This is a genomic window from Empedobacter sp. UBA6745 (assembly GCF_002453775.1).
In the GTDB taxonomy this organism is placed as follows: domain Bacteria; phylum Bacteroidota; class Bacteroidia; order Flavobacteriales; family Weeksellaceae; genus Empedobacter; species Empedobacter falsenii_C.
On the sequence record NZ_DKHL01000026.1, the window covers coordinates 1 to 22857 of the forward strand.

General features: G+C 31.4%; 19 protein-coding genes and 1 pseudogene. 10 read left to right on the forward strand and 10 right to left on the reverse strand.

Annotation, left to right across the window (positions count from 1 at the left end; translation table 11 throughout):
• Positions 1-310 precede the first annotated feature (310 nt).
• The gene (locus tag B4H69_RS07595) at positions 311-2461 is read left to right on the forward strand and encodes a type VI secretion system Vgr family protein (RefSeq protein WP_414647218.1); all 2151 of its coding nucleotides are present in this window, start codon (positions 311-313) and stop codon (positions 2459-2461) included.
• Between the two features lie 4 nt (positions 2462-2465).
• Complete coding sequence (locus B4H69_RS07600; RefSeq protein ID WP_180904902.1) at positions 2466-3533, forward strand: LysM peptidoglycan-binding domain-containing protein; 1068 nt, start codon at positions 2466-2468, stop codon at positions 3531-3533.
• 10 nt (positions 3534-3543) lie between these two features.
• Here B4H69_RS07600 and B4H69_RS07605 read toward each other — a convergent pair whose 3' ends face one another.
• Positions 3544-3885, reverse strand: coding sequence for a hypothetical protein (locus tag B4H69_RS07605; RefSeq protein WP_280045333.1), 342 nt, complete (start codon positions 3883-3885; stop codon positions 3544-3546).
• Between B4H69_RS07605 and B4H69_RS07610 the strand changes: the two genes are divergently transcribed.
• The 8 genes from B4H69_RS07610 to B4H69_RS07645 all read left to right on the forward strand — a co-directional run bounded on the left by B4H69_RS07610 (position 3854) and on the right by B4H69_RS07645 (position 12188).
• Positions 3854-4612, forward strand: coding sequence for a hypothetical protein (locus tag B4H69_RS07610; protein ID WP_280045334.1), 759 nt, complete (start codon positions 3854-3856; stop codon positions 4610-4612). The two genes, B4H69_RS07605 and B4H69_RS07610, sit on opposite strands and share 32 nt — an antisense overlap.
• 3 nt (positions 4613-4615) lie before the next feature.
• Positions 4616-5221, forward strand: a complete 606-nt coding sequence (locus B4H69_RS07615; RefSeq protein WP_180904900.1) for a hypothetical protein — start codon at positions 4616-4618, stop codon at positions 5219-5221.
• 627 nt (positions 5222-5848) lie between these two features.
• Entirely contained in the window at positions 5849-6472 is a 624-nt protein-coding gene (locus B4H69_RS07620) for a hypothetical protein (protein ID WP_180904898.1), read from the forward strand.
• Positions 6473-6668: 196 nt separating this feature from the next.
• Positions 6669-7196: a hypothetical protein gene (locus B4H69_RS07625; RefSeq protein WP_180904897.1), complete on the forward strand. Its 528-nt coding sequence runs from the start codon at positions 6669-6671 to the stop codon at positions 7194-7196.
• Between the two features lie 743 nt (positions 7197-7939).
• Positions 7940-9403: a helix-turn-helix domain-containing protein gene (locus tag B4H69_RS07630; protein WP_180904896.1), complete on the forward strand. Its 1464-nt coding sequence runs from the start codon at positions 7940-7942 to the stop codon at positions 9401-9403.
• 157 nt (positions 9404-9560) lie between these two features.
• Positions 9561-10427, forward strand: a complete 867-nt coding sequence (locus B4H69_RS07635; RefSeq protein WP_180904895.1) for a C1q-like domain-containing protein — start codon at positions 9561-9563, stop codon at positions 10425-10427.
• Between the two features lie 10 nt (positions 10428-10437).
• Positions 10438-11241, forward strand: coding sequence for a hypothetical protein (locus tag B4H69_RS07640; protein ID WP_180904894.1), 804 nt, complete (start codon positions 10438-10440; stop codon positions 11239-11241).
• Between the two features lie 5 nt (positions 11242-11246).
• Positions 11247-12188 (forward strand): hypothetical protein, encoded by a 942-nt coding sequence (locus B4H69_RS07645; RefSeq protein ID WP_180904893.1) that lies wholly within the window; start codon positions 11247-11249, stop codon positions 12186-12188.
• A 157-nt stretch (positions 12189-12345) separates the two neighbouring features.
• Here the strand turns inward: B4H69_RS07645 and B4H69_RS07650 are convergent, their stop codons facing one another.
• The 9 genes and pseudogenes from B4H69_RS07650 to B4H69_RS07685 all read right to left on the reverse strand — a co-directional run bounded on the left by B4H69_RS07650 (position 12346) and on the right by B4H69_RS07685 (position 22819).
• Entirely contained in the window at positions 12346-14070 is a 1725-nt protein-coding gene (locus B4H69_RS07650) for a HAMP domain-containing sensor histidine kinase (RefSeq protein ID WP_291093385.1), read from the reverse strand.
• A pseudogene (locus B4H69_RS07655) lies at positions 14067-15205 on the reverse strand (sensor protein KdpD). The gene B4H69_RS07650 and the pseudogene B4H69_RS07655 overlap by 4 nt, the downstream one beginning before the upstream one ends.
• Positions 15206-16279 (reverse strand): porin, encoded by a 1074-nt coding sequence (locus B4H69_RS07660; protein ID WP_180904890.1) that lies wholly within the window; start codon positions 16277-16279, stop codon positions 15206-15208.
• Positions 16279-16845, reverse strand: coding sequence for a K(+)-transporting ATPase subunit C (locus tag B4H69_RS07665; RefSeq protein WP_180904889.1), 567 nt, complete (start codon positions 16843-16845; stop codon positions 16279-16281). The genes B4H69_RS07660 and B4H69_RS07665 overlap by 1 nt, the downstream gene beginning before the upstream one ends.
• Positions 16846-16926: 81 nt before the next feature.
• Positions 16927-18942 (reverse strand): potassium-transporting ATPase subunit KdpB, encoded by a 2016-nt coding sequence (gene kdpB / locus B4H69_RS07670; RefSeq protein WP_180904888.1) that lies wholly within the window; start codon positions 18940-18942, stop codon positions 16927-16929.
• A gap of 3 nt (positions 18943-18945) precedes the next feature.
• Positions 18946-20640: a potassium-transporting ATPase subunit KdpA gene (gene kdpA / locus B4H69_RS07675; protein WP_180904887.1), complete on the reverse strand. Its 1695-nt coding sequence runs from the start codon at positions 20638-20640 to the stop codon at positions 18946-18948.
• 18 nt (positions 20641-20658) lie between these two features.
• On the reverse strand, positions 20659-20736 hold the full coding sequence (gene kdpF, locus B4H69_RS16480; protein WP_084106879.1) for a K(+)-transporting ATPase subunit F: 78 nt from the start codon (positions 20734-20736) through the stop codon (positions 20659-20661).
• Positions 20737-20826: 90 nt separating this feature from the next.
• Positions 20827-21117, reverse strand: a complete 291-nt coding sequence (locus B4H69_RS07680) for a DUF7674 family protein (RefSeq protein ID WP_114999274.1) — start codon at positions 21115-21117, stop codon at positions 20827-20829.
• A gap of 367 nt (positions 21118-21484) precedes the next feature.
• The gene (locus B4H69_RS07685) at positions 21485-22819 is read right to left on the reverse strand and encodes a sigma-54-dependent transcriptional regulator (protein ID WP_180904886.1); all 1335 of its coding nucleotides are present in this window, start codon (positions 22817-22819) and stop codon (positions 21485-21487) included.
• Positions 22820-22857 lie beyond the last annotated feature (38 nt).

Here is a 22857-nt window from a genome sequence, read left to right on the forward strand (position 1 = left end):
TCAACACGAATTAAATTTTGATGCATTAAACGACAACAATATGTTAATTTCATTTGTAGTGAGTGCAGAGAAAATCGATTACGGAACAGCTTCTTACGACGGTGTTTGGCCTTCAGCTCGATAATTTATTTCAATCGAAAATCGCATAAGTTTACTAACCAACCAACTTATGAAAATTTGAAACTCTTGGTGCGATGCGAAGGCTGCATCAGGAGTTTTTTGTTTGTAAATGAGATGTTTTAACAAAAAATTAATGCATTCTCATTCCTTAATTGTATAATTTTAAGCTAAATACCTAAACTCTATTACTATGTTTCAAGATGATAAACTTCCAAAAAATAAACCATCTGTTGATCCATCTAAACTAAAAGATGATGCAATAAATGCTTTGGACAACAAAATAACGTCGCAAGTTGATGCTAAAATTGCAAAAGTAACGGATGGAAAATTGAATCAATCGTTTGAAAAAACACAAGATTATTCGAAAATGTTCATGAATCAACCGATTGTTCCCAATGCGAAAACGTATGTGGACAAGGATTTATGGGGAAATCAACCTACTTCAAAAATATACAATGCGAAAACAATTCCTGAACATGATATACTGGGAATTAATCGTGTTGTAAAGCTTAGTTTGGTGATTGAAGGTGAAATAATCAATTTTTTCAAACATTTCAAATTGGTTCAAAGTGCAAAAAAACACCATGAATTTTCGCTAGAATTAGCGCATGATGTATTGGGTGATGCAGAGAATTACCGCTTGGAGAATGCACAGAAATTTTTAGGAAAAAGATTAACTGCAATTTTTAGATACAGCGGAGTTGAGGATAGTCCAGAACGTGTTTTTGTTGGTGTCATTACCGAAGTTGGTTTTGTACAAGAACAAGGGAGTTTAGGAAATATTCTGTTAACAGGTTATAGCCCAACAATTTTGCTAGATGCAGCTCCTCACACTCAAAGTTTTGGTGGAACAGATTCAATCAGTCTAAATAGTATTGCAGATCAAGTGATCAAACAAGGGATAAGCAAAAGTAAATTTGATTACCGCATTGCAGCAAAATATGGGAGTATTACCTATTCTACGCAATATGAAGAGACCCATTATAATTATTTGGCGAGAATGGCAGAAGCTTATGGTGAGCAGTTTTTTTATGATGGAGAGGTCTTACATTTTGGAGAACTTCCGCCTCAACAGAAACCAATTACTTTAACATACGGAAGTAGCGTAAATGATATAAAAGTGAATATGCGTGCCCAACATATTAATCCTTCATTTTATGGCTATAATAGTAGTAAAAATGAAAAATTAACGACAGGAACTTCACAAATTAGACATACTTCTGATATTGCAAAACGAGCTTACTCTATTTCAGAACAAACGTTTAAAACACCCTCGCTACGTGTTGCCCCAATCAAAGCAGCGACTTTCTTAGATATTAGTGCTTCTCAAAAAGGGACAGCTGGTAGTAAGGCAGTTGATGTTTTTGTGACGTCTGGTACCACGACGATTCCATTTTTATATCCAGGTTGTATTGCAGATATCGAAATGCGTCAAACAGATACAAATAGAACCTCTTATTTTACTAAATTAATGATAACCGAAACGACACACGAAGTTGATGCACGTGGTTATTACAACGGAACTTTTGAGGCGATTGCTGCGGATACAGGATTTTTACCTCGTCCAGAATTTAAGATGCCGAGAGCCGAAATTCAAGTAGCGAAAGTAACTTCGAATACTGATCCTAAAAATCAAGGACGTGTACAGGTGCAATTTGATTGGCAAAATGGCTATAATAAATCAGAGTTTATTCGTGTGATGACACCTGATGCTGGAGGAAGTGATAAAGTAAAAACAAACCGTGGCTTTATGGCTATTCCAGAAGTTGGTGATCAAGTAATGGTTGCTTTTCAACATCATCATCCTGATCGTCCTTTCGTAATGGGTGGTATGTTCCATGGAAAAGTTGGCGGCGGCGGTGGTCAAGGAAATAATGTGAAAAGTTTGAGTAGTAAAAGTGGTAACATTATTTGTCTAAACGATGGAGCAGGTATCGAAATTAAAGATAAAGCAGGTAATCATGTTACTTTAAGTGGAACAGGAAATTTAACGACTGAAATAAGTGCTGATTGTACTGATAATATAGGTGGAAATCAAACTATAAATATTACAAGTGCAAATAGAATTAACATTGGTACAAATAGTGTTGAAAATGTTGGAGAAAAAGGAACTTCAACTTTTGCAAGTAGTTCGGGATATTATTATGTTAAGAGTGAAACCGCAACTTTATTAAAATCAGGTGAAAGTTCCATTATATTAACAAAAGATGGAATCATTAAAATAAAAGGAAAAGCAATTATTATAGAAGGTACTGATCTTGTAAGTATTAATGGAAAAGGAGCGAAAGCATTATTTAGTACATCTACAACAATTTCAGGAAGTCAAGTTGATATAAATTAAGAGAATGGAAATTATAGAATACGAAATACAACAAGACGATACATTAGCATCAATAGCAGAAAAGCACAATATTACTGTTGAAGAATTGGTTAATTTTCATAATCAACATTGTGGGATTACGCAACAGATTATTGGAAATGAGATACCGTTTCATGTTATGCTAATTTTGATAAATGATTTTATAAATGAAGATATTTCAGAATCTAATACTAATGTTCAGATTGCACACGATTATCAAGCAAGATACAGATGTGAGCAGTCTGTTATGACTTATGTAGGTGATATTATGATGAATCATGCGGACACAAAACGAGAGTTTTTTGTAAATAAGTATCAAGAAAATGGAGAAAGTTTAGTAAAGGTAGAGTTGATAGAAAATATTATTGAAACCTATCCTGAGCAAATGAATGAAGCTGTAGAATTGATGTCTGATATAGATCTTATAGCATGTAATTTAGAGACAGGTTTAGATTCTCATTCTGGTAAAATAAAATATATCAAAAATTACAACGAAGTTTTAGAAAAATGGAAAAGACATAAGAATAATCTAGCTTCTAAATACAGTTATTTAAGAAATCCCACTTCAAGTAATGATCTTAAAACTTTTATTACTATTTATGATGATATTTTTAATCATCAAGAAAAACTAATATCATGGGTAAATACCAAAATGTTTTTCGATTTATTTTTTGACAAATATTTAGTAACCAATAAGAAATTAACAGATGACTTTAAAAGAACTGCCTACTCTCAGCTTTTTGAAGGCTTGCCTGTGCAGTTAAATTTTAGACAAGATATAATTGGCGAAACCCCCGAAACTATAAATCTTCGTAAAGTAAGCGAAATGCAAGATGGAGGATACGATATAGACTCTTTTAAGAAAATATATACCGAAAAATTTTTACCACTCGTAAAATACAAATTCTCTGAATTTAAACTAAGTTGTAGGGAAAACTCAACTTATGACCTTGTTGATAGATGGATTACCAAGTCTGATGTTACCATTATTGAAGAAATAAAAAATAATGTAAAGATTATGATAACCTACAAACTAACCAAAATAGAAGCATAATGGCAGAATCTTATGTACCACAAGATACAATGGCAATTTGTACCATGATGACCAATGGCGCACCGCAGATGATAAAAACTACTACACCTAGTAACGTTATGTATAGCACCAAAACACAGCCCTTCTTAACCATGTCCGATAATAAATTAGGTGGATCTTTTGCCTGTAAAAAGCCTGCAAAACTTTGGGGTGGGTTACAAACCTTAGCATTAGGCATTGCCCTTGGTGCAGCAATAGTGCTTACAGGTGGTGCCGCAGCAGTGGTTATTATTGCTGCTTGCGCAGTAAGTGTTGTTGCAGGAGGTGTTGCCCTCTTTAAAATGGCACACGATTGTGATGCTACTTTAAGCATAAAATGGAGTGAATCTCATAAAAAAGTTCGTTTTAATCAAGATTTTGCTCTCCTTAATCGTTCTTTTTTAGATTGTCCGCAAAAAGGTAAAATTACAATTATCATGGATCCTGTAATAGCACAAAAAGCAGCAGATTTTATCACAAACAACAATACCAAAGAATATTTATGGCAAGCAGGCAGCCAATTTGTAATGGGGTTTATTGGCGGGGTTACAGCGGGTACAAGTGCAGTAGCAGTTGGTGTTTCTGCGATAATATCTGGGGTAATGTATTTTCCGAGCGAGTGGCTTGGTGACACCGATTGGGGTGGCGAAAATGTAGCTACTGCAAGTACGGCTTCTGCTATGGCAACCGACGGGGTAACTGCTACAACGGGTGCAGGTCTTTCTGCAGCAGGTGTTACAACCGAAGTTGGTGGTACCATTATCAATAAAAATGTAGGTAATGCAGTGGGTGGTGCAGTGCAACATGCAGCAGGAGAAGCTACAGGTAATGTATCGCAAAGTTTAACAGGTGCTTTGCGTAATTATATAGGGCATAGTGGATTAAAAGCTGATAAATACCAAGGTTACAAAGGAATAGCCGGTTTTATAGCCAATATTGCCATTGGTACCTATGCCGATAAAAAAGAAAATAAATTGGCTGATGAAACAAAAAGAGTTGCAGAAGACTTTAATGAATCTGATAAGAGTAATGGTATTAATGTAATTGCTTTAGATGTTTAAAATATGAAAACACTATTAAAAATATTAGGAGGAATTATTATAATTTTACTACTCAATTTTTTAATTAACTTATTTTTTGTTAGTAAAAATAAAGGAGAAAAGTATGTTGAACAATATAAAAGTTTATCAAAAGAATTAAAAGTAAAAGTAAATCCAGTTTTTTTTGCAGGTAGAAATACACAGGATAGTTATTTTAAAGGAACAGCTTTTTTTAAGGGTTTATATGGAGGTTATTCTGGGAAAATAATTAAGGATGATTATAGTGGGCGTTATTTCAAGATAATACGTTTCGATCCTTATGGTGATAAATTTTATTTAGCACAATCTGCTAAAATCGACAACAAAGAACTTATTGTAAAAGTTGATCCTTTGCAATACAATGATAAGACTTTTGGCACCAAAGAAAATCCTATTTTAGTTTTTTGGTATGAAGGTGCTAACGAAAAGCTAATGACAGATATACGCACGGATGAAAAAGATAGTGATGGGTTTTATATTAATAAAGATGTACAATTATCCCCAACCGAAGAAGAATACCGTTATAATGTAACGCAATATTTAACGTATGTAATGCCAAAGGAAGAATTCAAAAAACGTTTTAAAAACTAAGTGAAATCACTATTAAAAATATTGGGTGGAATTGTTGTTATCTTATTATTAAATTTTTTGATTAATTTACTTTTCGTAAGTAAAAATAAAGGTAAAGATTTTGTTGAAACATATATCAAAGAATCCAAGAAAATTAGAATTAGAGTTGATAGTAAAGATTTTTCAGGTAAGTTTACTCATGTTAGTTATTTTAAAGGAACAGTTTTTTTTAAAGGACTCTATGGGAATAGTCAAGATGAAATAGTTTTAGATAATATTAATCATAAATATTATAGAATAATGCGCTTTGATCCTTATGGTGATAAATTTTNNTAAAATCGACAACAAAGAACTTATTGTAAAAGTTGATCCTTTGCAATACAATGATAAGACTTTTGGCACAAAGGAAAATCCTATTTTGGTTTTTTGGTATAAAGGCGCCAACGAAAAGCTAATTATGAATATGGATATTGACGAATTGGATGAAGATGGTGTTTACAAACAAGCACCAACATTAATATCCCCAACCGAAGAAGAATACCGTTATAATGTAACGCAGTATTTAACGTATGTAATGCCTAAGGAAGAGTTCAAAAAGCGTTTTAAATAGGACATCTAAAAAAATAAACTATTTTTCCCAACAAGTAAATGAAAACAATTGGCTATTTTTTAGGGTTACTTATTGGTGCACCGCTGGTATTTTTCTTAATTAGTTATATCTTTTTAAGACCACGAAATATAGAAGAAATTCAAATACTAAATTATATTGATAATTCTGAAAAAAAATTATTGAAAGAACCGATTCCATATTTAAGTAAATATGATGGAGATGATGAAAGATTAGGTGGTAGTACAATTAGTAAAACAACTTATTTTAGTAATCGTAATATGTCATACTTGAGAGGAGATTCGTATATATTTTTTTCTAAAGAATTAAATAAATATGTACAAACATTGGTTATAAGTGAAGGTGCTTATTTAAATAAAGAATTACTTGATTTTGGCAATTCAAAAAAAAATAAAAATGTTTATCCAGATATTATTTTTTACTATAATAAAATACAAAATGAAGACCCTAGTTATGGTACGATAGACAAGCCTTTGCCTATTTTACACTTCAGAAGTGCTAATCCAGCTCTTCGATCAATGCGGAAAGAAAATAAAGATACAGATGAAGCGTATCTAAAAAAAGTTTACGAAGAAAACGTGAAGTTATATCTTCAATATTTTATAGACAAAGAAGATTTCAAGAAACTTTTCCCAAAAGAATAAATGAAAACAATTGGGTATTGTTTTTAAGGATCTAGTATTGTTGTTTTACAAACATCTTATTTATATAAAACTCTTAAAAATAACCTACAATATTTAGCGTATCATTTAAAGCTATAATAATAAATGAACCCAAAGAAATTAGAATATCTATGAAAATTTTATTTTTTAATAGTCGTTTAGAAAAGCAGAATTATAAATGAATGTTCAAAAACAAAGTATAGGAAAAGCATATTATCATCAGCAAATGATTAAAATGACGTATGCTTATCTACCAATATTTTCACTTGTTGTTTTAGTGTGTTCTGCTTTTGAAAAGTTAAGATTCTTTTTATATCTGGCAGTGGTAGGAGCAACTTATGGATATATACTCAATCAAATGAAGAAAAAACATTTTTGGATTGAGTTTAGAGAAAATGATATCATGGTGGATAAGACTTCTTACAATTTTAAAGATATAGAAAGCTATCATCTCTCTTTACCTTTGAATGAGTTATTAATGTTAAGAATAAGAACAATAGATAAAAAATATCTAGCTGTCTATGTTGATAAAGATTTAAAACAAACTATTGAAATGTTTTTTAATAAACATTTTATAATATCCCATAAAACTAATCATGATAATTATCTACAATACGGACATTTAATATTTTCTCTTTTATGTATTTTTTTATGTGGAATGATGTATGCTCTTTATAATCTTATTTATTATAAAATATTAAATTAATCTTTATGAGTAAAGTTTATATACCTAAAAATACTTGAGTTGTTTGCACCATGCAACAAAACTCTACTCTTAAAAAAAATCCTATATAAATCTTATTAGACAATCGGTAGGAAAGATTATTGATTTGGAATAGATATTCAACCGCCAATTGGCGGTTTTTTTTATTTAAAATTTAAAGGTTAATTGCTAAAAATAATACGAATGAAAAAAACTATTTTAGAAGTAAAATGAAATATCTTTAATATTATATATTTAATTAAGATTTATCGTTATATGACTTCTTGTACAAAACTACGTTATGATTTCACGATTATCAATTATGATGAGAATAACATAGAATGTAGTAAAATTAACCTTTAGAGAAACAAGTTAAGTAGGAGTGACGAATGACGAACCTAATTGGTTAATGGAGGTTGTATGCCTTAAAATTATTTTTTTATGTATCGGTTGTGTATCTTTGCTATATTGATTCTGTATCAGTTGTATATCCATTTCGTATGATTTGTTCGATGCTCGTGTATCGATGCATGGATTACCTTTTAGTCAAAAAAATACCTATTCAACTAAAAGAATAGATTTATTACATAAAGGTTTACTGAAAAAGTGATTCAAAATTTGTTTTCATTAAAAATAAATTAGAGTTACTTTGAATATCGAAAACGAAGGTTCCTTTGGCATATTTTATGAAATACTAAAGTTATCTTTCTACTATTACATATTTATAAAAAACCTAAAGCTTATATATGAAAAAGACTCTTTACTTTTTTATGGTATTATTCTGTTCTGTAATTTCTGCTCAAAAATCTGAATATATTTATGAAAAACTGCGAACAGAATTAACTACTTCTCCTAATGAATTCTTTAAAAATATTGAAAAAGAAAAATTAAATGCATTAGCCTCGCAAGATTTAAAATTGGTAACAAAGCTAGATTATTTGAAAGGTTTTGGCTATTATTTGAATAATAATGCCGATTCATGTGTCTTCTACGCGAATGAAGCTATAAATAGAGCAGAGCATATTTCTTATATAGAAGGAGAAGCAATGGGATTGCGACTTCTGGGGACTCAGTATGCGAAAATGGGATTGTTAAGTGAGTCTGATTCTGCTTTAGATAAAGGGTTGGTATTAATAAAACATCTAGATAATGAGGAAGCAAATGATTTAATAGGAAGTCTGTTTGCTTCAAAACTTGTTTTAATGGATGATACTGTAAATCTAGAAGAAAAACTAAATGTTGCTAAAAAATCTATCGATTCTTATGAACGTTTAAAGTCATTAAAGAGGAAAAAAGAAGTTTTGCCATCTGCTTATACAAATGTAAGTTATATGTATACAAAATTGGAAAAGTACGATTCTGCATATAATTACTCAAAAAAAGCTATATCTATAGTAGATCCTTCTGATAAGTATATGAATGCAGCAATATATCATGATTTAGGTTTGATTTTTTTGAGAAAACATGAGTATAGTAAAGCGATAAATTACTTAGAAAAAGCATTGGATTATTGTAAATCAACAGACTTTTTAAGTAAGAAACAAGAAATTCTAAAAAGATTGGTTGAAGCTTATACTGGGTTAGGAGATTATAAGAAGGCAAATGAAGTGAACGAAGAGTTTATGGAATTGACTCATGAAATAGATAAGTCAGCAAAAACTGCTGTAAGTTCAGTTGTTCAACAAAAAAATTCTAAAATAAATAGTTTGACAAAGTATGAAAAACTGTTTTATATTGGTTTAATCTCCTTTCTACTTGTAACTGTTTCAACAATAATTTGGTTTTATACTAAAAGAAGAACTAAAATTTCAGATGATAATTCTATTGATTTAACTGAAAAAGAAGATTCGTTTTCGATTAATGATTCAACAAAAAATAAAATTATTGAAGAATTGAAGAAATTCGAAAAAGAAGAAGGCTTTATCGATCAACATATTACTTTATATCATTTGTCTAATAAAATAGGATGTAATACAAAATATCTTTCACGTACAATTAAAGAAGAATACGGAAAGAGTTTCTCAAACTATATTAATGAACTTAGAATTGAATATTTACTCGAAAAGTTGAAAAATGAAGAATCTTTTCTAAATTATAAAATAAGTCACTTATCTAAGTTAGCTGGTTTTTCATCTGATCCTACTTTTATAAAGGCATTTCAAAAGAAAACAGGAATGAACCCTTCCGAATATTTAAAACTGAATAAATAATTAGAGTGTTTATTTATAGTTGTTTAGGTTTTTAAAAATAAGAATATTTAATTTAAATATTGAAAGAATTCTGAATTTTTAAAATATGTGAAATGACAAAACCATTATATTAATTAACCATAGTTTTGTAGGATCAATTTAAAAACCAAATCAACCAATGATCAAAGACCTTAAAAAAAGATTACTTCTTTTATTTTTTTTTGGTAGTACTTTCAGTTTATTCGCTCAGATAGGAATTAATACAAAAGATGTAAAAGGGGCATTTCATGTGGATGGAAAGATAGACAATTTTAGTACACCTACTAATGAACAAGCCAATAATGACTTTGTAGTAACAACGAATGGAAATATAGGAGTAGGGACGATAACACCTGTTACAAAACTTGATCTAAGATCAACTTCTAACTCTAATAATGCTTTGGGTATTGGTTTTACATCTAGAACAGCAGAGTCAGTAGGAGCAGGAGTTATTCGTTATGTTAATACTTCTGGAGGAAAGTTGCAAATTTCTGATGGTATTCAATGGATGGATATTTATTCTGTTCCAAAGAAATCGTTTGTAGTGGCGAGAATTAGGACTGCAGATAAAGCAATTAAGTTTACTTATAATACTGCAACTATAATCGCTGGTTGGGAGATTACAAATGATATTTCTAATAATTTTAATGCTACAACTGGTGAGTTTGTTGCTCCTAGAGATGGCGTTTATACTTTTAGTTTTGCTTATGATTTTGTTCAAGAAGGGAATGCATTCTTGGCAAATAGTTCGGTTGAGAGTCAGTTTGTGAAAAATACTAATGTAATTGAAGTAAAATGTTTAAAAACATATGGTAAATCAACAAGAGGAGCTCAAGCTGGAGGAAGCTGCGTAAGTAGTATGAAATTAAAACAAAATGATAAGGTAGTTGTAAAATTGCTACAAAAGATTGACAACTCTACGAGTGGAGGGAGAGGTCTTCGCTCGGATGCTGTAGTAAATAAGCCCAATTTTGGATTCAATAATTTGACAATTGTAGAGCAGTAAAATATAGCATATGAAAAATATTTATTTAATTCTTAGCTTTCTGATTACAACAGCTCTTTTCGCGCAAGTGGGAGTGGGAACAACTAATCCTCAACAAGTTTTACATATAGACGCTTCAATGAATAATGATAGTTCTACTCAAAATATTTACGAAGATGATGTCGTTGTAACAGCAGAAGGTAAATTAGGTGTTGGAACTATAAATCCTATAACAAAAGTTGATTTAAGAAGTAAGACGCTAACAGATAATGTGATAGCTATAGGTTCTACTACACAAACGGCTACTCAAGCAAAAGAAGGTGCTTTGCAATACAATGGTAATTTAAAACTTTCTGATGGTACAAATTGGATAAATCTTCCTGGTAAATCATTAAATGCTTTGGTATACGCTAATAACTCTTCTAATCAATCTTTAGCAAATAATACACAAGTTTTAATAAAAAGTTGGACAAAACAAGAGGATGTAACCAATAGTTTGGATGCTGTAACTGGAATTTTTACAGCTCCTAAAGACGGAGTTTATGTAGTAAGTTTTAATGCAGCTTTGTCATCTGCTGCTATTCCTAATAATAGTTATATCGAAATACATTTAAAATCTAATGCAAGTCAAGGTGTTCCTGAATATAGATGTTTAAACTCTTATCCAGGATTCTCAACTGGGAATGCAACGAATATCAGTTCTATAAACTGTACAGGTATTTTTTATCTGAAAAAAAATGAGACATTATCACCTAACATTTTCCATACTTTTGGCGGGAGTCGAAACTTAATTAATGATGCAAGTTATAATACCTTAACAATTTACGGCTTATGAAAAATATGATTATATTTTTAACATCCTCTTTTTTCGTTCTTTCTATAAATACGAATGCACAAATAGGAGTAGGGGTAGAACAACCAAAAGGAATTTTGCATATTGATCCTTTAAAAAATACAGTTAACACAATTTCAAGTGCAACAGATGATTTTTTAGTAGAAAATATAACAGGAAATATAGCGATAGGAAATAACCTGCCTAAGGTTAAATTGGATGTTAGAGGAGCTACAGAAAGTGCTATAGGGTTAGGAAATACAAGTCAAACAGCAATAGAAGCAGAAGAAGGAGCGATTCGATACAACACAGAATCTAAAAAAATACAATATTCTAATGGAATAGAATGGAATGATGTAATTATTAATCCAATTGAGAAATCAGTATTTATCGCGACTAAAAATTCGCAAGAAGTGGTGTGTTATGAACAGGGAGGTGTAAGTCCAGGAACCTATAACGGTATGCCACATCGTACTCCTTGTTATCTAACATCATGGACTCAGAAGTATAATAATTCCAATGGTGGAGGAACTTTTAATCCTGCTACTGGAGAGTTTACAGCAAAAAGAGATGGAGTTTTTACAGCAACTTTTACATTTGCTTTAGAGTCAGGAAGAATAAGGGCTTTGAATGGTTCTAGTGCTGCTATTGATAATAACCAAATTGAAGCTATTTGGAGATTAAAGGACTCTAATAATGTGGAAATAAATGCAGTTAAATGTGCTAATAATTTCCCTAGTGATAGTAGAAATAATACAAATGATGCGGGGAGTGCACCTGCTGCATCTAATTGCACAGCGAGTTTTTATATGCTAACAGGACAAAAAATTAGACCTGAAGCTTGGATCGATTTAGATCCTGGTCAACAAAAGTTATTCAATTCTACAGCATCGGGAAGTGGAGCTACTTTAAATTCATATTATAATAACATGACTATTATAGAGAACTAAGTATTATAGAACTTAGCCCTTAAAACTTTGACTAGAATAATATAAATTATTTAAAAACGTAAAAGAATATCAAGTCTACTGTTGAAGTAACTCTTGGCTTGCTATAAGCTTGAACACTGGTTCAAGCTTTTTTGTTTTCAAACCAAACGAATAGATTTTATGAATATTCTTTTTGTGATAATCTCATCACGAATTCGCTTCCAACACCATATTCGCTAAATACATCCAACGTTCCTTTTTGAGCTTCAATAAATTCTTTGCTAATAGCCAATCCCAAACCTGTACCTTCTTTGTGAGTGCCTGGTACACGAAAATAACGGTCGAAAACTTTGGGTAAAAATTCGGTTGGAATTCCAATTCCTTCGTCTTTAACTTTGAAAGATGTTTCGGTTGTTGTTTGTTCAATAGTAATCCAAATTCGAGCATTTTCGTGAGAATAATGTATTGCATTTGAGATTAGATTTGATAAAACCCAAGCTGTTTTTTCAAGATCAACTTTTATAGATTCTAAATGATTTGGAATATTCGTTTCTATGATTAAATGCTTTTGTTCAGCTAAAGTTTGGTTGGCTTTAACTGCATTTTCTACAATTTCAATAGGGAAAACTTCTGTTTTATTCATTTGAATTGTACCACTTTCTATCTGTGTTAAGTTGAGTAATTCTTTTGTTATTCGCAATAAACGATGTACATCATCGTCAATACTAGTTACCAAATCATTTTGTTCTTCGTTTAATGTTCCTATTTGCTTATTTCGAAGCAATTGCAAACTCATTTCCATAGATGAAATAGGTGTTTTAAATTCATGCGAAACTGTAGCAATAAATCGTGTTTTGGCTGCATCTAGTTCTTTAAATTCGGTAATGTTTCTAAGAATGATCACATGTCCAACAACTTGTTTTATCGTTTCTCCTGTTGGAATTATTTCGATATGAAAAATTTCTTTGGTAAAAAATTGTTCTTTTTCATCCACTACAATTTGCAAAGGTTTTTCGTCTTTTATAATTTCTGTTTCGATATTTTGCAATAACAATCGAATCAAATCATTATGCAAAGCCAAATCTTTACCTGCCTTATTTACCATTTGTTTAGCAGACAATCCTGTTACTTTTACAGCTTCATTATTCGCGAAAATTACTTGCATTTGTTCATCCAAACCAATTACAACATCGTGCATATTATTAATTAGCGTTTCCATTCTTGTTTTTTGTTTAAGAATAGTTGCTAAATGACTTTCGTTGTATTCTTCTAATTTAGAAGCCATGGTGTTAAAAGATTGCGCTAAATCGCCAAACTCATCTTTTTTGTCTAAATAGACACGCTCTTTGTAATTATTCGAAGCAATTTCCTTGATACTATTCGTTAATTTCTGAATAGGATTTGCAATATTAGACGGAATCTTAATTAAAGAATTAAAGGCTATAAAAATACATGCGATACCTGTGAAAATGATTAATAAAATGGCTTGATTAGCGGTCTTTTCAGCAAATTCACTTTTAATTTCTATGGCTTGCATATTTATTTCCATCATTTCTAAAAGCGAAATTCTAACATCTTTTAATAGTTCTGGAGAATGATTTCCTTCTTTATAAGCATCAAATTTATCTCGAATCTGTTGATTCAATTCTTTTTCACCTTGTTCTGTTGCGTTTAATTCTTGATTTGCTAATTGCTTTTCAAACGATTTGAAATTAAAGTTTTCCGCATCATTTAAATTTCGCATCATACTTTTTGCATAAATCAATGAGTTGTAATTATCATGCAAAATATTTTGTGTATCATTTTTCAATGAATAAATAGACGTAGTTGCTACAGCTGCCAATAATACAATCAATAAAAACAGCAAGCCTAATCCTAAGCGAAGTTTAGTTTTAATTCTCATTTTGATAAAATAATCACATCAACATGTAACGAAGATAGTTTTTTTAGTAATTGATTAAATACATTCGTAGCCAAAATAATCTGGATTAAATTTAACTTTGGTTTTCCCAAGCAAACAGTGGTAATATTACGCAATTCAATTTGTTGAATGATAGCTGTAGAAACCCGTTGATTTTTTACCTTAATAATCTCAGCACCTAATTCTGTAGCTAATTTTAAATTATTAATGAGATGTCGTTGTTTGTCCAAAGCAATTTTATTAGGATGCTCTTTTGGCGTTTCTACGTACAATACAAACCAACGTGAATTATNNAATTATAATATCCAGCCAAACGAGCGGTTTTTCGAATAACAGTTTTGGCATTTTTATCATTGCTACTAATGCATGCCAAAAAACGCGACGGTTTTGCATAAACAGATGATACATATTCGGTTTCAACCTTTTTTTCTACATGTGAAGCAACTTCTTTTAAAGCCAATTCACGTAATTGTAAAATATTTGAAGGAATAAAAAAGTTATTTAAAGCCATTTGAATTTTATCTTTCGGATAAATTTTCCCTGTTTTTAATCGTTCAATTAAATCATCTGCTGTTAAATCAATATTTACAATCTCATCTGCTTGTTCCAAAATTATATCAGGAATTCTTTCCGAAACGTCAATCGAGGTAATCTCCGAAATACTATTATTCAAACTTTCTAAATGTTGAATATTTACAGCAGAAATAACATTGATACCAGCATCTAAAATTTCCATAACATCTTGCCAGCGTTTCGCATGTTTGCTTCCAAAAACATTAGAATGCGCCAATTCGTCCACAATAACAATTTCGGGTCTTTGTCTTAGGATTTCTTCCAAATCCATTTCTTCGACAGATTTACCTTTGTAGTAAATTACTTTTCGTGGAATTATGGTTAATCCTACAACAAGATTTTCTGTTTCGGCTCGCTTATGGGTTTCGATATATCCAATTTTTACATCAATCTTATTTTTTTGCAATTCGTGTGCTTCTTGCAACATACGATAAGATTTTCCAACGCCAGCGCACATTCCAATATACACCTTAAACTTGCCTCGTTTCGATTTCCGAATCAAGGCAAGAAAGTCTTCTGCTGTATGTTGTGTTTCTTTTTCCATTTATAATTTTAATGCTAAAGAAGTTGTCAAAAATGTTTCATTCGATATATTTTTATCATTTCGAAAATAGATATCATCCTTACTCGAAAAACTTCTAATTTCTATTCTCCACATCAAATTATTTGTAAAATAATGATCTAAATTCAAAGAAAAACCAACTGTTTTGAAACCATTTTGTGTATTCGTTGAGATTATTACACCTTTTTCGTCAGCATAATATTCGGCACGTGCAGTTGCAGACCATTTTTCATTGAATGTATATTGCCCAACTAAAATAGGACTGTACCAAATATTATAACTGTCTGATCCTTTCGATTTTTGTTGTGCACCAATATCAAAACCTGCGGTTATTGAAAGCTTTTTAATAGGTTTAAAAACAGCATAAAGATGATGGAAATAACGCATTTGACGCAAAGAATCAGGAGTATCGCTACCAATAAACGAACTGCTGTTGATCGAAAATTTTTCATTTGGTGTGTAAGTAATTTGATGTCCAAAAGCTGGTGTAGAATTACCATCAAGACGCTTGATACGTTGCCAACCATTTAAATAATGCAAACTCATTGCCCATTTGTTATTAGGTGAAATATAACTCAGCTTAACGCCAGTTGAAAAATACGGTGAATTCTCTGCCTGAATACTTCGTGTAAGTGTTGCAACATTAGCACCAATTGCGCTTTCAAATCCAATGTGAGAAGGCATAATACCTGCATCTAGCCATAAATTTTTATTCTTTGAAAGTTTGATACCGATATTTGCTTCGTAAATATTTCTTAAACCATCAGGTTCTGCAGCAAGATTTGATTGCGCATAAGTTCCTGCCATTAAAGCAAGATTTCCTCGAACTCGTTCATCATTATATTGCAATTGAATTGTACCGAAGTTTAAATTCATCTCATTGTGTCGATTAAACGAATACAAATAATTAGGAAGCTGATTGTTTTTTGGTTGATTAAAATCGTAGGTATAATAAACTTCTGCATAGCCAGAAAGTTTTAATTTCTGAATAGAATCGTTTTGAGCTTGAACATTTAAACCCAAAATAAAAGCACCAAAAGCAAGTATTTTTTTCATTATTTCGATAATTTATCCAATTCGATATTCAGTTTTAAGACATTGATTTTATCAGGACCTAAACTTCCTAATAAAGGTTTTTCAATTTGGTTATCAATCAATTCTTTTACTTTTTCGTGATCTAAACCTCGAGCTTTTGCAATTCTATCAACTTGCACAATTGCTCCTTGAACTGAAATATTAGGATCTAAACCACTTCCACTAGCCGTAATTAAATCTACAGGAACGTCTTCTTTTTTTACCGTTGGATTTTTTTGAAGAAAATCATTTAAGCGTTTTTCAACTTCTTGCAAATATTCTTCATTATTTGATCCTTTGTTACTTGCACCAGAACCTGCTGCATTGTAATCTACAGCCGATGGTCGTCCCCAGAAATAATGATCTTTTGAAAATGATTGTCCAATATTTTCGTAATAATGCTGATTGTTTTTATCGGCAACTAAAAAACCTTTTCCTTGATTTGGAGAAAGTTGAGCAATTCCCCACATAGCTAACGGATATAGTACCATTAAAAGGAGCATTAAGCTTAATGTTAGTAAAATTGCTTTTATACTATTTTGTTTCATTTTGTATTAGTTTTAAAAATTTGCTGTTTTGAATTTTATTAATAGAATATTGAACTCCTTCAAAACAGCTCATTACATTAATTAAAAAAATATGGAAATAAAGATGTCGATTAGTTTTATCCCGATAAATGGAACGATGATTCCTCCAATTCCATAAATCAGTAAATTTCTTCTCAAAAGTGCACTTGCTCCAATTGGTTTGTATGGAACACCTTTTAATGCTAAAGGAATCAAGAAAGGAATAATAATCGCATTGAAAATAACAGCCGATAAAATAGCGGTTTCTGGACTATGTAAATTCATGATATTCAATCCTTTTAAGGCCGGAATTGCTGTAATAAATAAAGCGGGTATGATGGCAAAATATTTTGCTACATCGTTGGCAATACTAAAGGTTGTTAAGGTTCCGCGCGTCATTAATAATTGTTTTCCGATTTCAACAACTTCAATTAATTTGGTTGGATCATTATCTAAATCTACCATATTTCCAGCTTCTTTTGCTGCTTGCGTACCACTGTTCATGGCTACACCAACATTAGCTTGCGCTAGAGCAGGAGCGTCATTTGTACCATCGCCCATCATCGCAACCAAACGACCTTCGGTTTGTTCTTTTTTGATGTAATTCATTTTATCCTCCGGTTTTGCTTCCGCAATAAAATCATCTACACCTGCTTTTTCTGCGATAAATTTTGCAGTCATAGGATTATCACCTGTTACCATAACCGTTTTAATTCCCATTTTACGTAAACGAGCAAAGCGTTCTTGAATTCCAGGTTTGATAATATCTTGTAATTCGATCACTCCTAAAACTTGTTCATTTTGAGAAACAACTAAAGGTGTTCCTCCATTTTGAGCAATTTCATTAGCTTTCAATTGAATTTCGTTTGGAAAAGTATTTCCAGCATTTTCAACCAAATTTTTGATAGCATCTACAGCTCCTTTTCGAATACGAGTTTGATCAAAATCAATTCCTGAACAACGTGTTTCTGCGCTAAAATTGATGAAAATAGGATGTTGAATTGCATACTTTAATGGATCTATCTGAACTAATTCTATAATTGATTTTCCTTCTGGCGTTTCATCACTCATCGAACTAAGAACTGCTGCTTTTTCTAAAGCTTCCATTTCTATTCCAATTGCAGGATATAAAGCCGTCGCCTTACGATTCCCGATTGTAATGGTTCCTGTTTTATCCAATAATAAAACATCTATATCGCCTGCTGTTTCCACTGCTTTTCCACTTTTTGTAATAACATTTGCACGCAAAGCTCTATCCATTCCAGCAATTCCGATTGCGGATAATAAACCTCCAATAGTGGTTGGAATTAAACATACAAATAATGAGATTAAAGCGCCAATGGTAATGGGAACATTTGCATAATCAGCGAATGGTTTTAGGGTAACCATAACTATGACAAATACTAATGTAAAAGCAGCTAATAAAATGGTTAAAGCAATTTCATTTGGTGATTTCTGACGATTTGCACCTTCAACTAATGCAATCATTTTATCTAAAAAACTTTCTCCTGGTTGTGTCGTAACTTTGACTTTAATTCGATCCGAAAGAACTTTTGTTCCTCCAGTAACCGAGCTTTTATCACCACCAGCTTCACGAATTACAGGTGCACTTTCTCCTGTAATAGCACTTTCGTCGATCGTTGCTAAACCTTCTATAATTTCACCATCGGTTGGAATTATATCTCCAGCTTCACAGATGAACATCATATCTTTGATTAGAGCAGAGGATGAAATCGTTTCACCATTTTCTAATTTTGCAGGCGTTTCTTCTCGTGTTTTACGTAAACTGTCGGCTTGAGCTTTTCCTCTTGCTTCGGCAATTGCTTCAGCAAAATTGGCAAATAACAATGTAAAAAGGAGTAAGATGAAAATTGAAAAATTATACCCAAAACTACCTTGAGATGTTTCACCTAAAAGAATCCAAAAACAAACTCCTAACATAATTGCAGTACCAATTTCTACAGCAAACATGACAGGGTTTTTATATAAAGTTGCTGGATTTAGTTTGATGAAAGCTTCTTTGAAGGCTGTTTGTACCAATGTTTTTTCAAATAAATTGGTTTTATTTTCTCGTGTCATTTTCTAAAATTTTGGAGTTGAAAAATAATCTGCAATGGGACCTAAGGTTAAAGCTGGAAAAAATGCTAAGGCTGCAACAATTAAGATGATGGCAAAAACAATACTTCCAAAAGTTGCTGTATCGGTTGCTAAAGTTCCTGAACCTTCTGGGACAAAATGTTTTTTTGCTAATAATCCAGCAATTGCAACAGGACCAATTATAGGTAAGAATCGTCCTAAAATCAATACAAAACCAGTTGCAATATTCCAAAATGGAGTGTTGTCTCCTAAGCCTTCGAAACCAGAACCGTTATTTGCAGCAGATGAAGTAAATTCATATAACATTTCACTAAATCCATGATACGAAGAGTTGTTTAAGGTTGATAGTGTTTCACTTGGTATTCCAGCAGCCAAAGCTGTTCCTACTAAAATCAAGAATGGATGTAAAAGGGTAATCATCATGGCGATTTTCATTTCTTTGGCTTCTATTTTTTTTCCAAAAATTTCAGGTGTTCTACCAACCATCAATCCACTAATAAATACCGCTAAAATTACAAATACAAAGAAGTTTAAAATACCAACTCCCACACCTCCATAAACACTGTTGATCATCATAGCTAACAATTCGTTCATTCCAGATAATGGCATTGTACTATCGTGCATAGAATTGACTGAACCTGTAGAAATAACGGTTGTTGCGATGCTCCAAAATCCTGAAGCGGCAGAACCAATTCGAACTTCTTTACCTTCCATTGCACCTAATGAATTATCAATACCGAGTTTTTCAATCATTGGATTTCCTTGCGATTCCATGTAAACATTCGGAATCGTTAAACATAGAAAGCCTACAGTCATTACACCAAACATCATCCAAGCGAATTTTCTGCGATTTGTATAAACGCCAAAGGCAAATAACATCGCCAACGGAATTAGCATTTGTGCAATCATTTCCGTCATATTACTTATATATGTTGGGTTTTCGAATGGGTGTGCAGAGTTGGTTCCAAAGAATCCGCCTCCATTTGTTCCTAGATGTTTTATGGCTATAAAAGCTGCTGCAGGTCCTCGAGAAACTTCCACTTTATTTCCTTCTAAAGTCATCATTTTATCTTTTCCTTCAAATGTCATTAGAGTTCCTTGAAAAATTAAGATTGAAGATACAATTACACATAATGGCAATAAAATACGCGTAATAGATTTGATGAAATAGGTATAAAAATTACCTAAAGTTTTCGTTGTTTTTTGTCGAAAAGCTTCAAATAATGTAACTGCTGCTGCCATACCAGTTGCTGCACTCACAAATTGTAAAAACATCAGCCATAATTGTGCTAAATAACTTACGCCTGTTTCTCCTGAATAGTGTTGTAAATTACAATTCACCACAAACGAAATAATCGTATTGAAAGCCAAATCAGGGCTCATACTTGGATTTTTATCTGGATTAAAAGGCAACAAACCTTGTGTCATTAATAGAATAAATCCAATGACAAACCAAATCAAATTAATCGTTAACAATGCACTTAAATGTTGTTTCCAATTCATCTGCTCCTCTGAATTGATACCTGATATTTTGAATAACAACTTTTCTATTGGGGAAATTAATCGGTCTAAAAAAGTTGGTTTATTGAGATACACTTTTGCAATGTAATTTCCTAACGGAATGGAAAGAGCGATCGCAACTAAAAATTGTACGATAACGCCAAATATTTCTGAATTCATTTTTACGAATAATTAAGTTTAAAATTTTTCGGGTTTTAATAGCACATATACTAAGTAAACAAACAAAGCAATAGCGATGAGTAATAAGAAAATCATGGTGAATGAATTATATATTATCAAAAAAGTCAATGGATTTGAAGAATACTCCAAAACATAAAATCCCAGCTAATAGTAATACAATTGTTATCATATTCCTGAATGATAAATTTGTTTAACATATTCTGATTTCAAATTCATTGGAAACAAATTCAAAAACTGTTTTCGGTTTTTGAAATCCGCTTCAATCATCAAAGTAACGGGTAGTATAAACAGATTATTGATGTATGTTTTACCCAAATCATTTGTTTTTGAAAACAATTTTCCTACACTATAACATAGCTGTTTTACACGTGCTGGATTATTATCTAAAATGTTTTGCAGTACTTTACTTTTAAGTTCTTTGACTTCATCTAATGAAATCGTTTGTTTCATTTTCATTTTGTAGATTTTTAAATTTCTCTACATAAGCCAATCAAAATGCCAAAGCAATTAGAATTAATTAGACGAAACAAAATCAATACGTTATGTTTTTATGGTTTTTTACTCAAATAAAAAACCCTTCCAAAATGGAAGGGTTTATTTTCATTATGATAAAGTATTTTATATCTGTTTTTCATTTTGAACAAAAATTCGTCAGTTCGAGTTATTTTCGTTTCGATAGAATAAGAAAATAGTATCGAGAACTTAGACGAATATATACCTAAAACCATCTTACTTCTCGATATAAAATTCTTTTCAGAATTTCACTCGAACTGACGGTTTTATTGATAAAATTATCAAAATATATAATGGTCAGTATTCTAAATTAATTCAGTTCATATTCGGCTATTTTTCGATAAAGCGTTGTTAAGCCAATACCTAATAATTCTGCCGTTTTTGTTTTGTTTCCTTTTGTAAATTTTAAAACTTTCTGAATATGTTTTTTTTCCATTAAAGCTAATTCTAATGAATTTTCGTTCTGATCAATTTCGCTTGTTTGAATAAATGAAGGAAAATCATTTGTAGAAAGTTCTTCATTTTCCGACAAAATAATAGCACGTTCGATCGTATTTTTTAATTCACGAATATTTCCCGGCCACGAATATTTTTTTAGAAAAAGTAAAGTTTCCTGATTGATAGATTTTATATTTTTTTGATAATACTGATTGAAGTGTTTTATAAACTGATTCACGATTAGTTCGATATCCGAAACGCGTTCACGTAAGGAAGGTAACTCGATATGGAACACAGAAATTCGATAAAATAAATCTTCGCGAAATGTTCCGTTTGCAATTTCCTTTTCCAAATTTCGGTTAGTGGCTGCAATAATTCGTACATCAACTTTTGTAGGTTTTGTTTCGCCGATTTTAATAAACTCACCCGATTCTAAAACTCGCAATAATTTTGCTTGTAAATCCAAGGCCATTTCGCCAATTTCATCTAAAAAAATAGTTCCTAAATGAGCTTCTTCAAACAAACCTTTTTGATCTTTCATTGCGCCTGTAAATGCACCTGCTTTATGACCAAATAATTCACTTTCTAATAAGTCTTTACTAAAAGCAGAACAGTTAATAGCAACAAAATTTTGGTCTTTTCGCAAACTTGATTGATGTATGGCTGTCGCAAAAACTTCTTTTCCAGTTCCTGTTTCTCCGGTTAAAAGAACGGTAGCATTTGTTGGTGCAACTTTTTGAGCTAATTGTAAAGCTTGTTCAAAAATTGGAGATTTACCCAATAATAAATTACTGTCTAATTTTGTTGATGTTGTTTCTTGAGAAATTTCATTCTCTTTATTATATTTCACACGATCCAAAGCTCTATACAACAAGGGTAAAATACGATTGTTATCATCCCCTTTTGTAATATAATCAAAAGCTCCGTTTTTAATAGCTTGAACGCCATCAGGAATATTTCCATAAGCTGTAAGCAGAATAATTTCTATCAAAGGAAATTTTTCTTTGACTTCTTTTGCAAACTCAACACCATTACCATCAGGTAATTTTACATCACATAAAATAACTTCAGGAGTAAGTGTTTTAATTTTCTTAAGCCCTGATTTTAAATCTTCTGCTTGATGTATTTCAAAACCTTCTAATTCGAGAATTCGAGCTAGGAGTGTTCTGATTTTTGTTTCATCGTCTATGATTAAAATTGAATGCATTTTTATTACTTGTGAACAACGAAGGTATTGTTTTTATG

Bases quoted from the DNA above. Each gene is read 5' to 3' on its own strand.
- B4H69_RS07595 (WP_414647218.1), top strand. From the start codon at position 311: ATGTTTCAAGATGATAAACTTCCAAAAAATAAACCATCTGTTGATCCA.
- B4H69_RS07600 (WP_180904902.1), top strand. From the start codon at position 2,466: ATGGAAATTATAGAATACGAAATACAACAAGACGATACATTAGCATCA.
- B4H69_RS07610 (WP_280045334.1), top strand. From the start codon at position 3,854: ATGGCACACGATTGTGATGCTACTTTAAGCATAAAATGGAGTGAATCT.
- B4H69_RS07605 (WP_280045333.1), bottom strand. From the start codon at position 3,885: ATGCTTAAAGTAGCATCACAATCGTGTGCCATTTTAAAGAGGGCAACA.
- B4H69_RS07615 (WP_180904900.1), top strand. From the start codon at position 4,616: ATGAAAACACTATTAAAAATATTAGGAGGAATTATTATAATTTTACTA.
- B4H69_RS07620 (WP_180904898.1), top strand. From the start codon at position 5,849: ATGAAAACAATTGGCTATTTTTTAGGGTTACTTATTGGTGCACCGCTG.
- B4H69_RS07625 (WP_180904897.1), top strand. From the start codon at position 6,669: ATGAATGTTCAAAAACAAAGTATAGGAAAAGCATATTATCATCAGCAA.
- B4H69_RS07630 (WP_180904896.1), top strand. From the start codon at position 7,940: ATGAAAAAGACTCTTTACTTTTTTATGGTATTATTCTGTTCTGTAATT.
- B4H69_RS07635 (WP_180904895.1), top strand. From the start codon at position 9,561: ATGATCAAAGACCTTAAAAAAAGATTACTTCTTTTATTTTTTTTTGGT.
- B4H69_RS07640 (WP_180904894.1), top strand. From the start codon at position 10,438: ATGAAAAATATTTATTTAATTCTTAGCTTTCTGATTACAACAGCTCTT.
- B4H69_RS07645 (WP_180904893.1), top strand. From the start codon at position 11,247: ATGATTATATTTTTAACATCCTCTTTTTTCGTTCTTTCTATAAATACG.
- B4H69_RS07650 (WP_291093385.1), bottom strand. From the start codon at position 14,070: ATGAGAATTAAAACTAAACTTCGCTTAGGATTAGGCTTGCTGTTTTTA.
- B4H69_RS07660 (WP_180904890.1), bottom strand. From the start codon at position 16,279: ATGAAAAAAATACTTGCTTTTGGTGCTTTTATTTTGGGTTTAAATGTT.
- B4H69_RS07665 (WP_180904889.1), bottom strand. From the start codon at position 16,845: ATGAAACAAAATAGTATAAAAGCAATTTTACTAACATTAAGCTTAATG.
- kdpB (WP_180904888.1), bottom strand. From the start codon at position 18,942: ATGACACGAGAAAATAAAACCAATTTATTTGAAAAAACATTGGTACAA.
- kdpA (WP_180904887.1), bottom strand. From the start codon at position 20,640: ATGAATTCAGAAATATTTGGCGTTATCGTACAATTTTTAGTTGCGATC.
- kdpF (WP_084106879.1), bottom strand. From the start codon at position 20,736: ATGATTTTCTTATTACTCATCGCTATTGCTTTGTTTGTTTACTTAGTA.
- B4H69_RS07680 (WP_114999274.1), bottom strand. From the start codon at position 21,117: ATGAAAATGAAACAAACGATTTCATTAGATGAAGTCAAAGAACTTAAA.
- B4H69_RS07685 (WP_180904886.1), bottom strand. From the start codon at position 22,819: ATGCATTCAATTTTAATCATAGACGATGAAACAAAAATCAGAACACTC.